Annotated in this window: 14 protein-coding genes; 5 read left to right on the forward strand and 9 right to left on the reverse strand. The window is 68.4% G+C overall.

Going from position 1 to position 15,865, the window contains the following annotated elements:
• Window positions 1-125: 125 nt before the first annotated feature.
• Together DX914_RS10340 and DX914_RS10345 are read left to right on the forward strand one after the other, a co-directional pair.
• On the forward strand, window positions 126-3,113 hold the full coding sequence (locus DX914_RS10340) for a TonB-dependent receptor domain-containing protein (RefSeq protein WP_115858891.1): 2,988 nt from the start codon (window positions 126-128) through the stop codon (window positions 3,111-3,113).
• A gap of 150 nt (window positions 3,114-3,263) precedes the next feature.
• On the forward strand, window positions 3,264-3,926 hold the full coding sequence (locus DX914_RS10345) for a putative 2OG-Fe(II) oxygenase (protein ID WP_115858892.1): 663 nt from the start codon (window positions 3,264-3,266) through the stop codon (window positions 3,924-3,926).
• 261 nt (window positions 3,927-4,187) lie between these two features.
• Here the strand turns inward: DX914_RS10345 and DX914_RS10350 are convergent, their stop codons facing one another.
• The 7 genes from DX914_RS10350 to DX914_RS10380 all read right to left on the reverse strand — a co-directional run bounded on the left by DX914_RS10350 (window position 4,188) and on the right by DX914_RS10380 (window position 10,983).
• Window positions 4,188-5,120 (reverse strand): DUF4097 family beta strand repeat-containing protein, encoded by a 933-nt coding sequence (locus tag DX914_RS10350; RefSeq protein ID WP_115858893.1) that lies wholly within the window; start codon window positions 5,118-5,120, stop codon window positions 4,188-4,190.
• Window positions 5,121-5,136: 16 nt separating this feature from the next.
• Window positions 5,137-5,673 (reverse strand): hypothetical protein, encoded by a 537-nt coding sequence (locus tag DX914_RS10355; protein ID WP_115858894.1) that lies wholly within the window; start codon window positions 5,671-5,673, stop codon window positions 5,137-5,139.
• Window positions 5,670-6,248, reverse strand: coding sequence for an RNA polymerase sigma factor (locus tag DX914_RS10360; RefSeq protein WP_115858895.1), 579 nt, complete (start codon window positions 6,246-6,248; stop codon window positions 5,670-5,672). The genes DX914_RS10355 and DX914_RS10360 overlap by 4 nt, the downstream gene beginning before the upstream one ends.
• An 81-nt stretch (window positions 6,249-6,329) precedes the next feature.
• The gene (locus DX914_RS10365; RefSeq protein WP_115858896.1) at window positions 6,330-7,892 is read right to left on the reverse strand and encodes a tetratricopeptide repeat-containing sulfotransferase family protein; all 1,563 of its coding nucleotides are present in this window, start codon (window positions 7,890-7,892) and stop codon (window positions 6,330-6,332) included.
• On the reverse strand, window positions 7,889-8,494 hold the full coding sequence (locus DX914_RS10370; protein WP_115858897.1) for a 2OG-Fe(II) oxygenase: 606 nt from the start codon (window positions 8,492-8,494) through the stop codon (window positions 7,889-7,891). Before DX914_RS10370 ends, DX914_RS10365 begins: the two co-directional genes overlap by 4 nt.
• Before the next feature lie 7 nt (window positions 8,495-8,501).
• On the reverse strand, window positions 8,502-10,268 hold the full coding sequence (locus DX914_RS10375; protein WP_231118192.1) for a phosphoenolpyruvate carboxykinase (GTP): 1,767 nt from the start codon (window positions 10,266-10,268) through the stop codon (window positions 8,502-8,504).
• 106 nt (window positions 10,269-10,374) lie between these two features.
• Window positions 10,375-10,983 carry a TetR/AcrR family transcriptional regulator gene (locus tag DX914_RS10380; RefSeq protein ID WP_115858898.1) on the reverse strand — a complete coding sequence of 203 codons (609 nt, stop codon included), beginning with the start codon at window positions 10,981-10,983 and terminating at the stop codon, window positions 10,375-10,377.
• 205 nt (window positions 10,984-11,188) lie between these two features.
• Here DX914_RS10380 and DX914_RS10385 point away from each other — a divergent pair, with 205 nt between their 5' ends.
• From DX914_RS10385 to DX914_RS10400, 3 genes are all read left to right on the forward strand, one after another.
• Window positions 11,189-13,663, forward strand: coding sequence for an acyl-CoA dehydrogenase (locus DX914_RS10385; protein WP_115858899.1), 2,475 nt, complete (start codon window positions 11,189-11,191; stop codon window positions 13,661-13,663).
• Between the two features lie 220 nt (window positions 13,664-13,883).
• Window positions 13,884-14,354, forward strand: coding sequence for a hotdog fold domain-containing protein (locus DX914_RS10395; protein WP_115858901.1), 471 nt, complete (start codon window positions 13,884-13,886; stop codon window positions 14,352-14,354).
• 85 nt (window positions 14,355-14,439) lie between these two features.
• Window positions 14,440-14,817, forward strand: coding sequence for a hypothetical protein (locus DX914_RS10400; protein WP_115858902.1), 378 nt, complete (start codon window positions 14,440-14,442; stop codon window positions 14,815-14,817).
• An 18-nt stretch (window positions 14,818-14,835) separates the two neighbouring features.
• Here DX914_RS10400 and DX914_RS10405 read toward each other — a convergent pair whose 3' ends face one another.
• Window positions 14,836-15,189, reverse strand: a complete 354-nt coding sequence (locus DX914_RS10405) for a DUF1304 domain-containing protein (protein WP_115858903.1) — start codon at window positions 15,187-15,189, stop codon at window positions 14,836-14,838.
• 70 nt (window positions 15,190-15,259) lie between these two features.
• The gene (locus DX914_RS10410; protein ID WP_115858904.1) at window positions 15,260-15,856 is read right to left on the reverse strand and encodes a DUF922 domain-containing protein; all 597 of its coding nucleotides are present in this window, start codon (window positions 15,854-15,856) and stop codon (window positions 15,260-15,262) included.
• Between the last annotated feature and the right edge of the window lie 9 nt (window positions 15,857-15,865).

Genomic DNA, 15,865 nt, shown 5'->3' on the forward strand with positions numbered 1-15,865 from the left:
TTAACGACACTTTAATTAGTTGTCGGGGGGGGCTAGTATCGGCCCAGCCTTGCCGATTTCGGCCGTTCACTTTGCGCCACCCGGCAGGCTCCCATGGGATACCCAAGACTGACTTGGAGAGAGAGATGACCTTGAAGACCACCCAGCTCCGCGACGCGATCACCTTCGCGCTCGCCGTGGGCGCAACCGCCGCGGCAGGCACCGGTGTCGCCTTTGCCCAGGAAACGGAAAAGGAAGCCACCACCCTCGATCGCATCGAGGTGACGGGCTCGCGCATCAAGCGCGCCGACATCGAAACCTCGCAGCCGATCTTCTCGCTGAGCCGCGAGGACATCACCGCACAGGGCCTGACCTCGGTCGGCGACGTGATCCAGAACATCACGGCCAACGGCTCGACGCTCAACAGCAGCTTCAACAACGGCGGCAACGGCGAAACCCGCGTCAGCCTGCGTAACCTCGGTTCCAACCGTACCCTGGTGCTGGTCAACGGCCGCCGCTGGGTCGGCGGTACCGGCCTGGGCGGCGCGGTCGACCTGAACACCATCCCGACCGCCGCGGTCGAGCGCATCGAAGTCCTGAAGGACGGCGCCTCCACCATCTACGGCTCCGACGCCATCGCCGGCGTGGTCAACGTGATCCTGCGCCAGAACTTCGAAGGCGCCGAAGCCAATGCCTATGTCGGTTCGTTCGACAAGGGCGACGGCTTCCGTCAGGCCTACGACTTCACCATCGGCGCCACGTCCGACCGCTTCAGCGCCATGCTGGGCTTCGGCTACGTCAAGGAAGAGCCGGTCATGGCCGGCGACCGCAAGATCTCCAAGGAGCCGATCATCTGGACCGGCAACGCGTTCGGTTCGGGCACCAGCCCGGGCGGCCGCTTCGCCCTGTGCCCGGGTGGCTACGTCAACGGCGCCTGCACCGGCGCGCAGACCAACTTCAACGGCGGTCCCGGCACCTTCACCTACGACGCCGGCGGCAACAGCGCTCCGCGTCCGTACGTGGCTCCGGGCGACGTCTACAACTTCGCCCCCGAGAACTACCTGCTGACCCCGCAGGAACGCCGTTCGGTGTTCGCGTCCGGCACCCTGGACATCACCGACAACCTGCGCTTCAAGACCACCGTCACCTACAACCAGCGCGAGTCCGAGCAGCTGCTCGCCTCGATGCCGGTGGTGCTGGGTACCGCCCCGGGCGCCACGCCGCAGGGTCAGCAGATCTTCATCAGCCGCAACAGCATCTACAACCCGTTCGGCCAGGACATCTCGCGCATCAACCGCCGCATCACCGAGTCCGGCGGCCGTTCGTTCAACCAGGACGTGCGCACCTTCGCCCTGACCGCCGGTCTGGAAGGCACGCTGAACTGGGGCGAGAAGTACTACGACTGGGAAGCCGGCTACTTCCGCGGCGAGAACAAGGCCAATAACACCACCTTCGGCCTGTTCAACATGATCGCCCTGCAGCAGGCGCTGGGCCCGTCGTTCCGCGACGCCCAGGGCGTGGCCCGTTGCGGCACCCCGACCGCGGTCATCAACGGCTGCGTGCCGCTGAACCTGCTCGGCGGCGTCGGCAGCATCACGCCGGAGATGATGAACTTCGTCTCGTTCACCGCCCACGACGAGTACAACTACACCCAGCAGAGCTACTACGCCAACATCAGCGGCGACCTGTTCAGCCTGCCGGGCGGCCCGCTGGGCTTCTCGTTCGGCCTCGAGCACCGCACCGAATCCGGCTACGACTCGCCGGACGCGCTGATCAACTCGGGCAACACCACCGGCAACAGCCGTACCGCCACCAACGGCTCCTACTCGCTGGACGAGGCCTACCTCGAACTGGCGATCCCGGTGCTGGCCGACGTGCCGTTCGCCAAGCTGCTCGACTTCTCGGTCGCCACGCGCTACTCCGACTACAGCAACTTCGGCGACACGCTGAACAGCAAGTTCGGTTTCCGCTGGAAGCCGATCGACGACCTGATGATCCGCGGCAACTGGTCCGAGGGCTTCCGCGCTCCGTCGATCTCCGAGCTGTTCGCCGGCCAGGCCGACTCGTTCCCGACCCTGAGCGATCCCTGCAACAACGCCAACTTCGGTAACCAGAATCCGGCCGGTCAGGCCCGATGCATCGCCGAAGGCGTGCCCAACGGCGGCTACCAGCAGGACAACCAGCAGATCCGCATCACCGTCGGCGGCAACCCGAACCTGAAGCCGGAAAAGGCCGAGACCACCACCATCGGTCTGGTCTACAGCCCGAACTGGGTCGAGGGTCTGGACATCGCCCTGGACTGGTGGAACATCAAGATCGAGGACGCCATCACCACGATCGGCGGCGCCGGCATCATCCAGCAGTGCTTGGATAGCGGCGGCACGGGCCCGACCTGCGCCCTGTACACCCGTCGTGCCGACGGCAACATCCAGACCCTGCTGAACACCACCACGAACATCGGTGGTACCGAGGTCGAAGGCTACGACCTGACCGTCAACTACCGTCTGCCGGAAACCTCGTGGGGCCGCTTCAGCTTCACCTGGGATACGACTTACCTGGCCAGCCAGAAGGACGACCTGGACGGCGACGGCCGTTACGGCGAGGACGAGCTGATCGCTCCGACCATCGGCCAGCCGCTGAACTTCAACGAAGGCGGCAACCAGGTAGGCGAATACGACGGCCCGAACCAGCTGAACGCCTGGCGTGTCCGCTCCAACCTGGCCACGCGCTGGGAGAAGGGCGACATCGGCGCGACCTGGAACATCCGTTACTACTCGTCGCAGACCGAGAACTGCCAGGCCCTGGAAGACTACGGCTACGCGTTCCTGTGCACCGACGCCGACCGCATCGTCGCAGTCCCGACCGACAGCAACAACAACGGTGTGTGGGACGGCCCGGGTGGCGGCGACAGCTTCACCCAGCGCAATGCGGCCGAGCGCCACATCGGCGCGACCACGTACCACGACGCCAGCTTCTACTGGAACGCGCCGTGGAACGCCAAGATCACCATCGGCGTGAACAACATCTTCGACAAGAACCCGCCGGTGTCGGTCACCACGTTCGCCAACTCGTTCGACCCGCAGTACGAAGTTCCGGGCCGCTTCGTGTACTTCCGCTACGCGCAGAAGTTCTGATAGTTGGAAAACGGCAGCACCCGCTACGGCCCCGCGAGGGGCCGTAGTTTTTTTGCGCGCCGCGGGCGCTGGCAGGCGGCGGGCGCCGCGCTACACTCGCCACGCGGCCGCGCCCGGCCGAGGCCCGCGACGCGCAACCCGGAACCGCCCATGCCCTTCGAGCTCTACCCCGCCTTCTCGGTCCCGTTCGCCCAGGACTTCCTGCCCAATCACCAGGCCATCAACGCCCAGCTCAAGGCGCTGCTGCTGGCGCGCGAGGCCGAAGGGGCACGCTACGCCAACCCCAATCCGTCGCTGACCTTGCAGCAGGGCGTGTTCGAGAGCGAGTTCGTGCTGTTCTCCTGGCCGGAGAACTGCGTGCAGTTGCTGCGCCAGTTCTGCTGGAACACCCTGGGCCGCACCATCCAGGAGCTCAACGGCTACAGCGCGGCGGACATGGCGCGGCTGCAGATCTTCTCCCACACCTGGTACCACATCACCCGCCAGGGCGGCTTCACCATCACCCACACCCACCCCATGGCCTCATGGTCGGGCGTGTACTGCGTGGACCCGGGCGAAACGCCGGAAGACCGGCCCGAATCGGGCGTGCTGCGGTTCCACAACCCGCATTACTACAGCAACCAGTTCGTCGACGCAGGCAACCAGCGCATGCAGTCGCCGTTCCACCACGGCACCTGGAACATCCGCTTCTCGCCGGGGCAGCTGATCCTGTTCCCGTCCTGGCTGCCGCACGAAGTGCTGCCGTTCTACGGCCGCGACGAGCGCATCACCATCGCCTTCAATTGCTGGTTCTCGATGAAAGACGCCGCCTGAGCGGCGGCGCCCGACCCGCCCGATCCGGCTCCGATCGTCATTCCCGCGACAGCGGAAGGCGGAGATTTCAGGACCCTACCTGGATGAAGCCCTGGGTTCCCGCGTTCGCGGGAACGACGGCAAGGACGCCGACTCGGCTCTTGCTCGTCATCCCCGCGAAGGCGGGGATCCCGTGACTTCAGAACCATGTCCCGGTGCAGGCCCGGGTTCCCGCTTCCGCGGGAACGACGGTCGGGTGCTCGCGCCTCCCCGCAACCACCCTCAATCCAACTGCAGCGTCGCATCGCCGGAGAAGGTCTCCAGGCGGATGCGGCCGTTGCCGCTGCCGTAGCGGTGCTCGAAGCTGGAGCCCGGGCCGTGCTTGGGCCGGTCGATCTGCGCGCCCGGCGCAGCCAGGTCGCCGCTGAAGCTCTGCCCGTGCACTTCGGCCGACAGGTTGCGCGGCAGGTGCAGGCGCACGTCGCCGCTGACGGTTTCCAGGTCGACCTCGGCGCCGCTGGCCAGGGCGGTGGCCAGGCGCAGGTCGCCGGACACCGAGGTGCCGTTGAAGCGGCGCAGCGCCGATTCGCGCACCTGCACATCGACCTGGCCGGACACCGTCTCCACGTCGATCTCGCCGTCCAGGCGGCCGCGCAGCAGCAGGTCGCCGCTGACGGTCTCGGCGCTGACCTTGGCGCTGTTGAGGGTCAGGGTCAGATCGCCGCTGACGCTGTCGATGTTGGCCTCGCGCGGGGCCGCGGCCACGTTCACGTCGCCGCTGACGCTGTCGATGGACAGCTCGTTGGAGGCCACGCCGGTCACGTCCACGTCGGCCGAGACCGCGTCGATCTCCAGGTCGGCGCGCAGCGGCAGGGTCACCTTCAGGTCGGTGGGCTCGCTCTTGTCGCCGCCGACCAGGAAGCCCATGCCGCTGCTGCGGTTGGGGTACTTGACCCGGATCGTCAGGCGCTCGCGGTCGCCTTCGACCTCCAGCTTCTCGACGCCGTTGCCCAGGCTGCCCTCGATCTTGACCTCGGGGCGGTCCCAGGCGCGCACCTCGATGCGGCCTTTGACGTTTTCGATCTCGACCCGTCCGCGCGGATCCAGCGGCCGGCTCTGGTTGATCGGGGTGGCGGCGAACGCCGGGGCGGCGACCAGGCACGCCAGGGCCAGGGCGAGTCCGGACTTGCTAACGGTGTGGAATTCGCGGGTCATGGTCGTCCTCCGGGTATCAGGTGTAGGCCGCGCGCTGAGTCAGCGCCAGGCGTCGTGCGTAGGTGCGTCGCAGCTGTTGCAGCAGCAGCCGCGAATCGGGGTCGTGCGACAACGCGTCCAGGATCAGCGCGGCGTTGCGGTCCAGCTCGTCGAAGGTCGGCTGCAACGCGGCCGTGGACTGCGCCGGCGCCGCACCCTGCATCTCGCGCATGGCCGCCTGGTACTGCAGGGTCATGCCCGCGGCTTCGCGCTGGACCAGCGATTCGGCCGGCACCGGCGCGTCGTTGGCCGCCGGCCGCCACAGCCCGGTCACGCCCACGGCGATGGCCAGGGTGGCGGCGACCGCGAACGGCGCCAGCCACCGCGGCCGCGGCGCGCGCACCGGCGCGGCCGCCGGCTGCGCCAGGCGGGCGGCGATACCGGGCCACAGGTCGTTCTGCGGCGGTTCGTCGCGGCGCAGCGCGCGCAGCTGCCAACGCAGCGCGTCGGGCAGTTCGCTGCCCGGGGCGCCGTCGGGCGCGTTCGGGTCGGGGTCTCGATGTTCGGTGTTCATGCCTGTCCTCCCAGGCGTTCGCGCAGCAGGTTGCGTGCGCGGTGCAATTGGGCCTTGCTGCTGCCGACCGCCATGCCCAGCTCGACGGCGATCTCCTCGTGCTTCCAGCCTTCCACGTCGTACAGCACCAGCACCGCGCGGGCGCGCGGCGGCAGGCTGGCCACGGCGCGTTCCAGGTCCATCGACAGGGCCGTGGTGTGCCCGGCCGAATCGGCGCTGCCCACGTACTCCAGCGCGTCCTCGTCGTCGTCCAACTGCGGCTTGCCGCGGCGGCTGCGCAGTTCCATCAGCGCGGTATTCACCGCCAGACGGTGCAGCCAGGTGCCGAAGGCGGACTCGAAGCGGAACGCCGGCAGGGCCTGCCAGGCGCGCACGAAGGCCTCCTGGGTGAGGTCCTCGGCGCGGGCGCCGTGATGGCCGACCAGGCGCGCGATCACGCCGTGGACGCGGCCGGCATGGCGCCGGTACAGGGTCTCGAAGGCCGCCATCTCGCCGCGCGCCGCCGCCCCGACCAGGTCGCGGTCGTCGGCACTGGGCGCTTCGTCGGTCGGAATGTCGGTCACGGCGGTCAGCATAGTGATTCCGATGCGGCCTGGCCGGAAAGGGTTTAAGCCTCCCCTGACGCCCTGCCGTGCCGGAACCGGGCTTTGAGAGGCTTAGCGGTACTCGCCCAGGCCCTGGATCAGCGCCTGCAAGCGGTCTTCGTAGGGCGACCAGGCCGAAGCCCGGTTCTTGATGATGCCGCCGCGCATCTGCGGGCTGGAGGCGGTGGCCACCGCGCCGGCCCGGTCCAGGGTGGTCGCGCCGGCGTCCCAGGGCAGGCCCAGGAACGCCAGCACCTGCCGCATCACCCCCTCGGGATCGGCGACCAGGGCGTCGTAATGCACGTCCATGACCCGGTCGGGCATGACCTGGCGCCAGTGCGCCATCAGCCGCTGGTACTGGCCGTACCACTCCACCAGTTCGTGCTGGTCGTAGGAGAAGGTGCTGACGTCGGAGAACATGGTGCGCAGGTTGGAGAAGCAGGTATCGACCGGGTCGCGCACCATGTGCAGCACCCGCGCCTGCGGCAGCGACTTGCCGATGAAGCCGACGTTGAGGAAGTTGGTCGGCAGCTTTTCGGTCAGGTAGGGCTTGCCCTGCGCGCGCCAGGCGCTGCGCTCCAGGAAGCGCTGGCCGACCTGGGCGTAGTCCACCCCGGCCGCGCGCCGCACCAGTTCGGCGTCGAGCACGCCCTTGTTGCGGTAGTCGGCGCCGTAGCGCATCTGGGTGGTGAAGGCGTAGGTCTCGCCGCCGTCGGACACCATCGGATGGCCGCCCAGCAGCTGTTCCAGCAGGGTGCTGCCGGAGCGGTGCATGCCGACGATGAACACCGGCACGTAGGGCGCCGGCGGCTGCTCCACCGGGCGCACGAAGTCGGCGTCGCACAGCCGCATCAGGCCCTCGTACATGCGCCGCGCGTCCAGGCGGTCGTGCGGGCTCAGCTGGCGCTTGATCCAGCAGCCGCGTTCCAGCGCCTGCCAGGACTCGTCGTAGCGGCCCAGGTCGTGCAGTTCGTTGTGCAGGGCGAAAGCCAGATAGGCCTCGTTCTCGCTGCCGGGCGTGACCCGGCCGACCTGCGCGCGCATGCGCTCGACATGATTGGACTCGGCGGTCTGCTTACGCAGGCGCGACAGCACCCAATGCGCCTGCGCGATGTTGGGCTGGCGCGCGATCGCCGCTTCCAGCTCGCGCTCGGCCGCGTCCATGTCGCCGAAGAACATCTGCACCACGCCGCGGAAGTAGCGCATCGGCGCGTGCTTGGGGTCGCGGATCGCGGCCACGTCCAGGATCTGCAGCGCCAGCGCGTTGTCGCCGACGGTGCTGACCAGGGTGGCCAGTTCGGTCAGCCATTCCACCGAGCGCCGCTCGCGCCAGCGCGAATGCTCCACGCATTCCAGTAAGGCGCCGGGCTCGTTGAACATGCGCAGCGCGCGCGCCAGGGTCAGCACCGCCTCGTCCGAACTCGGACGCCGCGCCAGCGCGCGCAGGGCGTAGTCCTGGCCCACGCGGTAGCGGCCCAGCATCAGCGCCAGGCGCGAGGCGCGCAGCAGCGCCTGCACGTGGTCGGGGTCGATGGCCAGCAGGCCTTCGTAGGCGTTGAGCGCGGCGTTGGCCTGGCCCTGCCGCGCGTAGTCCTCGCCCTGTCGCCAGAGCTTCTGCACCTGGGCCTGGCTCATGCGGCGGAGGTTCCGGCCGCAGCGCCCATCGCCACGCGTTCGAACTTGATCGCGAAGGTGTAACGCGGCGCGTAGCAGATCCGGTTCGGCGGGCGTCCGGCATGCTTGATCGCGCCGTCGAACACCACCAAGCGGCCCGGACGCGGGCGCACCGCGCAGGCCACTTCGTCCTGGGCGTCGTAGAACATGGTTTCGCCGCCCCACTCCACGTCCCACTGCTCGCACAGGTACCACAGCGCGGTCAGGTCCTGCTGCTCGGGCAGGCAGTCGGTGTGGGTGAACAGCATGTCGCCGAAGCTGGCGACATTGGTGTAGGCGCGGTAGGGCCGGTAACCGTAGCCGGCACCGGTGAAGCCCAGCACCGCGCGCCGGGTCAGCTCGAAGATCGGCTGCTGCACCAGCGCCTCGAGCTTGAGTTCGGTGGCCCAATGCTTGTAGTCGTTGGTTTCCGGGCGCGCGACTTCGGTGCGGGTGAACGGTGCGCGGGCCAGCCCGCGCACGTATTCGCCCACGTTGTCCAAGTGGCCGTCGTACACCCGCAGCGGGCGGCCGTCGATAAGGAGTTCACGACTGGCCGCGAGCGCGGCGGGATGTGCGGACATGGAGGTCTCAGCGGGCCAGGGCGGCGGCGATGCGCTGCTGTTCGTCCTTCAACGCCTGCGGCATGCGCGGACCGTATTCGTCCAGGTAGCCGCCGATGCTGTCGAACTCGGCGCTCCAGCCGGCATGGTCGAAGCCGAACAGCTTGGCGCGGGCCTCGTCCGACAAAGTCACGCCGTCGAGATTGAGGTCTTCGGCCGCCGGCAGGTAGCCGATCGGCGTCTCCACCGCGCCGGCCTGGCCCTCGACCCGGCCGATCATCCACTCCAGCACACGCAGGTTGTCGCCGAAGCCCGGCCACAGGAACTTGCCGTCGTCGCCCTTGCGGAACCAGTTGACGTGGAAGATCTTGGGCAGCTTGGCGTCGGCGCCGTCGAACGACAGCCAATGGCTGAAATAGTCGGCGAAGTTGTAGCCGCAGAACGGCTTCATCGCCATCGGATCGCGGCGCATCACGCCGACCGCGCCGGTGGCGGCGGCGGTGGTTTCCGAGCCCATGGCCGCGCCGACCAGCACGCCGTGGGTCCAGTCGCGCGCCTCGAACACCAGCGGCACCAGCGAAGCGCGGCGGCCGCCGAAGACGATGGCCGAGATCGGCACGCCCTGCGCGTCCTCGGCCTTGGGCGAATAGCTCGGGCACTGCCGGGCCGACACGGTGAAGCGCGAGTTCGGGTGCGCGGCCGGGCCCTTGGCGGCGTCGTAAGCGTTGCCGCGCCAGTCGGTGACCGGGGTCTGGCCGTTGTCCAGGCCTTCCCACCACGGCTGGCCGTCGGCGGTCACGCCGACGTTGGTGAAGATGGTGTTCTTCTGGATCGTCGCCAGCGCGTTCGGGTTCGACTTGGTCGAGGTGCCCGGGGCCACACCGAAGAAACCGGCCTCGGGGTTGATCGCGTACAGGCGGCCGTCGGCGCCCGGGCGCATCCAGCAGATGTCGTCGCCGACCGTCCACACCTTCCAGCCGGCATCGCGGTAGCCCTGCGGCGGAATCAGCATGGCCAGATTGGTCTTGCCGCAGGCCGAGGGGAACGCCGCGGCGACGTAATGGGTCTCGCCCTGCGGGTTCTCGATGCCCAGGATCAGCATGTGCTCGGCCAGCCAGCCTTCGCTGCGCGCCTGGTGCGAGGCGATGCGCAGGGCGTGGCACTTCTTGCCGAGCAGGGCGTTGCCGCCGTAGCCCGAACCGAAGGACTGGATGCTGAGTTCTTCGGGGAAATGGACGATGAAACGGCGTTCCGGATCGAGCTCGCCGATCGAATGCAGGCCGCGCACAAACGTGTCGCTCCGTTCGCCGCGAGCGGCTCTCTCAGTGCCTTCGCGCTCGATCCGCGCCAGAGCCGCTGCGCCCATGCGCGTCATGATGCGCATGTTGGCGACCACGTACGGGCTGTCGGTGATCTCCACGCCGCAACGCGACAGCGGCGAATCGATCGGGCCCATGCAATAAGGGATCACGTACAAGGTGCGGCCGCGCATGCAGCCGTCGAACAGCGCGTCCATCTTGGCATGCGCCTCGTGCGGCGCCATCCAATGGTTGTTCGGGCCGGCGTCCTCGCGCTGGGTGGTGCAGACGAAAGTCAGGTGCTCCACGCGCGCCACGTCGTCCGGGTGCGAACGGTGCAGATAGCTGCCCGGGTGGGTCTGCTCGTTCAGCGCCTCCAGGGTGCCGTCGGCGAGCATCTGCTCGATCAGGGCCTGGTTCTCGGCGTCGCTGCCGTCGCACCAGTGAATGCGGTCCGGGCGGGTCAGCGCGGCGACCTGGGCGACCCAGTCGTTCAATGCGGCCAAACTGCTGCCAGCGCTCCCCGGCGCTTTGGAAGGGGGTACGTCTTTGGAAATAGCGTTCACGGCAAAGCCTCCAGCCGGGGGACAACGTTCAAGGGAATCAGGATGACGGGATGAGCGTGGCCATCATGTGCTCGACATAGGCCTCGAACTCATCGTGCTGCATGCGCGTCTGGTGCAACTGCAGATTCAGCTGCAGGAAGCCGACATAGGCGGCGTACAGCAGGCGCGCGCGGTGCTGCGCGTCGGTGCGGCTCAAGCCGGCCTGGCGGAACGACGCGGTCAGGTAGTCCAGGCGGCGCTCGGACACGCGTCCGATCACCGGCTGCACCGCCGGATGGTCCAGGGCCTTGAGCAGCTCGGAATAAATGACGTGCGACTTGACCTCGTGGGCGACGAGGTGGAACAGCGAGCGCAGGCGCTGGCGTGGATCCGGAATCGGCTCGAGCTGGCCGAACACGGTTTCCTGCTCGACTTTTTCCCAGCGCTCCAGCGCCGCCACCAGCAAGGCGTCGCGCGAAGGGAAGTGCCAGTAGAAGCTGCCTTTGGTGACGCCCAGGCGCCGCGCGAGCGGTTCGACCGCCACCGCGGCCACGCCCTGTTCGGCGATCAGGTCCAGGGCGGCCTGCGCCCAGTCGTCGGCGCTGAGGCGGCCGTTGCGTTCTTGCTTGGTCGGGGCGGGCTGGCTCATGGATGACAGTGTAACCATACGCCCCTGGCTGGAACAGTATGCAGCGCAGCATGGGCGGTTGACATCGACCCGGTAACCTTACCATACTCGGCCGTATGTTGAGCGTTTGATGCTGGCGTTTGAATGCCCCGCCCGGACGGGACCCGGCACTCCACCGGCCTCACGCGCGCCCGACTAGCCTGTCACTGCCTAGCCACAAGATGTACGCCGCTGGAGCGTCGCCATGAGCATCGTCCTTCCCTTCCTCGCTTTCCTCGTCATCGGCGCCATCGCCGCCTACCACCGGTTGCGTTTGCCGGTATGGGCCGCGCTGACCGCGACCGCCCTGGTCGCCTGCTGGCTGTTCGGCGCCAATCAGATCGCCACCCTGATCGCCGCGGGCATCGTCGCCCTGATCTCGGTGCCGCTGCTGATCCCGCAGATCCGCCTGCCGCTGATCACCAAGCCGCTGCTGGGCTTCTACACCAAGATCCTGCCGCCGCTGTCGGAAACCGAACGCACCGCGCTGGAGGCCGGCACCGTCGGCTTCGAGGGCGAACTGTTCTCCGGCAAGCCGGACTGGAATCAGTTGCTGTCGCAGCCCAAGCCCGAACTGACCGCCGAGGAGCAGGCCTACCTCGACGGCCCGGTCGAAGAGCTGTGCAAGATGACCAACGACTGGGAAATCACCCACGTCTACGCCGACCTGCAGCCGGAGCTGTGGGACTACATCAAGAAGAACAAGTTCTTCGGTCTCAACATTCCCAAGGAATACGGCGGCCTGGGCTTCAGCGCGCTGGCCAACCACAAGGTGATCCAGAAGCTGGCCTCGGTCTCCAGCGTGGTCAGCTCCACCGTCGGCGTGCCCAACTCGCTGGGCCCGGCCGAGCTGTTGATGCACTACGGCACCCAGGAGCAGAAAGACCACTACCTGCCGCGCCTGGCCGACGGCCGCGAAGTGCCCTGCTTCGGTCTGACCGGCCCCTGGGCCGGCTCCGACGCCACGTCCATTCCGGACTACGGCATCGTCACCATGGGCGAGTGGAACGGCGCGCGCGTGGTCGGCGTCAAGCTCACCTTCGACAAGCGCTACATCACCCTGGCGCCGGTGGCGACCCTGATCGGCCTGGCCTTCCGCATGTACGACCCGGACGGACTGATCGGCGACAAGCGCGACATCGGCATCACCCTGGCGCTGGTGCCGCACGACACCGCCGGCGTCGAAGTCGGCCGCCGCCACTTCCCGCTCAACTGCACCTTCCAGAACGGCCCCATCCACGGCAAGGAAGTGTTCATTCCGCTGAGCCAGCTGATCGGCGGCGAAGCCTACGCCGGCAAGGGCTGGCAGATGCTGGTGGAATGCCTGTCGATCGGCCGCTCCATCACCCTGCCCTCCTCCGGCAGCGGCGGCGCCAAGATGGGCGCCATCGTCACCGGCGCCTACGCGCGCATCCGCAAGCAGTTCGGCCTGTCGGTCGGCCGCTTCGAGGGCGTGGAGGAAGCGCTGGCGCGCATCGCCGGCCGCGCCTACGCGGTCAGCGCGCTGTCGCAGGCCACCGCCGCGGCGGTCGCGCGCGGCGAGAACCCGGCCGTGCCCTCGACCATCGCCAAGTACCACTGCACCGACATGGCCCGCGACGTGGCCAAGGACGTGATGGACATCCACGGCGGCAAGGGCATCATCCTGGGCCCGAAGAACTACGCCGGCCGCAACTGGCAGGCGGTGCCGATCATGATCACGGTGGAGGGCGCCAACATCATGACGCGCTCGCTGATGATCTTCGGCCAGGGCGCGATCCTCTGCCATCCGTGGGTGCTGAAGGAAATGAAGGCGGCGATGCTGCCCGACAAGGCGCAGGCGCTGCGCGAGTTCGACAAGAACCTGTTCGGCCATATCGGCTTCGCCATTTCCAACGCGGTGCGCAGCTGGTGGTACGGCCTGACCGGCGCGCGTCTGGGCGCCGCCCCGGGCGATACCTACACCCGCCGCTACTACCGCAAGCTCAACCGCTACTCGGCCACGCTGGCGCTGATGGCGGACACCTCGATGCTGCTGCTGGGCGGCAAGCTCAAGTTCAAGGAATCGCTGTCCGGCCGCCTGGGCGACGTGCTCAGCCAGCTGTACATCGCCAGCGCCATGCTCAAGCGCTACGAAGACCAGGGCCGTCCGGTCGGCGACCAGCCGTTGCTGGCCTGGGCCTTCCACGACGCCGTGCACAAGATCGAACTGGCGCTGTCGGGCGCGCTGCGCAACTTCCCGATCCGTCCGGTGGGCTACCTGCTGTGGGCGCTGATCTTCCCCTGGGGCCGCCGCGCGCAGGCGCCCAGCGACCGCCTGGGCCACCGCGCCGCGGCGCTGCTGATGTCGCCCAACGACGCCCGCGACCGCCTGGCCGAAGGCGTGTTCACCACGCCCTGCGCCAACAACCCGGCCGGCCGCATCAACAGCTACCTGCAGAAGGTGATCCTGGCCGAGCCGGTGGAGCGCAAGTTCCTCAAGGCGCTGAAGAACAGCGACATCGAAGCGCTGAACTTCGCCAGCCAGCTCGAAGAGGGCGTGCGCGAAGGCTGGATCACCGCCGAGGAGCGCAAGCAGCTGGAAGAACTGCGCGAGATGACCATCGACGCGATCAGCGTGGACGACTTCGACACCGAAGAGCTGCGCTCGGCCGGCTACCGCAACCTGCACGACCACCGCGACACGCGCGCGGCGGCCTGAGCTGAGGCGCCAGTCGCGAACTTCCAAACGGCGGGCCTTCGGGTCCGCCGTTTTGGTTTCGGGCTGGGGCAATGACTTCCCGCACTCCAATGCCGTCATCCCCGCGAAAGCGGGAATCCAGAGACTTCAGAGTCATGCCTCGATGGAGCCCTGGATCCCCGCCTTCACGGGGATGACGAAACGGACCCACGCCGCGAACACAACTACTACGACCTCCACCATGAGCGCCAACATCCTCTCCCTGTACGAAAAATTCGCCCGCTACCCCGCAGGCCGCTGGCTGTTCGGCCGTGCGGTGTGTTTCAAGGCGCCCTACTTCGCCACGATCTCGCCGCGATTCGAATCGCTGCAACGCGGCCGCTGCGTGGCCAGCATTCGCCACCGCCGCGGCGTCAGCAACCACCTGGGCACGGTGCACGCGATCGCGCTGTGCAACCTGGCCGAACTCAGCGCCGGGGTGATGACCGACGCCAGCCTGCCCGCTTCGATGCGCTGGATCCCCAAGGGCATGACGGTGGAATACCTGAAGAAGGCCGTGGGCACGCAGCGCGCCACCGCCACGCCGGACATCGAGATCGTCGCCGCCGACACCGGTTACGACTTGCCGGTGACCGTACAGGTGCAGGACGAGGCCGGCGACACCGTGTTCCGCGCGCGCATCGCCATGTGGGTATCGCCGCGCAAGTCCTGAGCCGCGTTCGGCGTCGCCGCGCCGGCGCCTTCGAAACGGCGATCCAGGACAAGCCCCCACCCCACGCCAGCGCTAGAGTGCCGCCATGAACGCCTCGACCTGGATCTGGCTCTGCGGCCTGCACAGCCTCGCCTTCGCCCTGTTCCACATGGCGTTCTGGAAGCTGTTCCGCTGGCGCCAGAGCCTGCGCACGGCCACCGTCGCCGACCGCGCGATCCTGCAGATCCTCAATCTGCGCCTGATCTACGTGCTGCTGGGCGTGGCCGCGCTGTGCTTCTTCTATACCGACGAGTTGCAGGGCACCGCGCTGGGCCGGGCGCTGCTGGCCGGCATGTCGTTGTTCTGGGTCGGCCGCACCGTCGAGCAGTTCGTGTTCCTGCGCATCAACCGGCCGCTGATACACGTGCTGACCGCGCTGTTCGTGCTCGGCGCGGCGCTGTTCGCGTTGCCGCTGTTGGCTTGAGCGCTGTGCGCAGCAGGCTCAGCTCAGCAGGTGCAGCGCCGCCAGCGCGGCCAGCGCCGGCACCGCCTGGACGAAGAAGATGCGGCGGTTGACCGTGGCCGCGCCGTAAGCGCCGGCCACCACCACGCAGACCAGGAAGAAGGTGGCCACGTCAACGCGCGCGCAGCACGCGCCCCAGACCAGGCCGGCGGCCAGAAAGCCGTTGTACAGGCCCTGGTTGGCGGCCAGCACCTTGGACTGCTCGGCCTTCTCGCGCGACTGGCGGAACACCTTCAGACCCGCGGGCTTGGTCCACAGGAACATTTCCAGCACCAGGAAGCCGGTGTGCAAGGCGGCGACCAGCAGGATCAGGGCGAGGGCGATCGGCGGCATGCGCAGGGCTCCGGGCGGGCGATGCGCCCTAGTCTAGTGCGTCCCCGTACCGCTGCGGCGCGGCACGCGCTCATGGCCGCAGCTGCACGCCCTGGCTCAGGCCATAGTCGGTGTCGGCGTCGTAGCGGCGGGTCAGGCCGGTGTAGCGCCGCAGCTGGGCGCGCGCGGCGTTGTCCAACTGCCGCCGCAGGGCCTTGCAGTCGGTCTGCGCCGGCGCGGCCAGCATCGCATCGCGCACCGCCGCCACCGCCTCGCGGCCGTGGCGCACGTGGCCGGCTTCGTGCGCGCGCAGGCCGGCCATGAAACGCCGCCACTCGCGCGCGAGCTTGCTGTCCACGCGTGCCCCGCTCCATTCCGGCAACGTGGTCACGATGTCCGCGCTCACGCTCACGTGCTCCAGCACGCAGCGCCCGCGCCGCTGCTCGGAGCGGTAGGTCCAGGTCACGTGCCATTGCGTGCTGCCGGCCAGGCGTCGGCTGCCGTAGCCGTGCTGCGGGCCGTACTGGCGCATCTGCTCGGCCAGCTCCGGCGCGCTGCGGCCGAACACGCGGTAGCTCACGCTGCGTTCCTCGATGTCGATCTCACTGGTGGGCGCCGCGGCCGCGACCGCAGCCGTCAGGCCCAGCAGCAGCACCGCCGTCCGTCCCGCCCGCCACGCCGATGCCATGCGCCCCTC

The sequence above is a fragment of the Lysobacter silvisoli genome (assembly GCF_003382365.1).
Taxonomy (GTDB): Bacteria; Pseudomonadota; Gammaproteobacteria; order Xanthomonadales; family Xanthomonadaceae; genus Lysobacter; species Lysobacter silvisoli.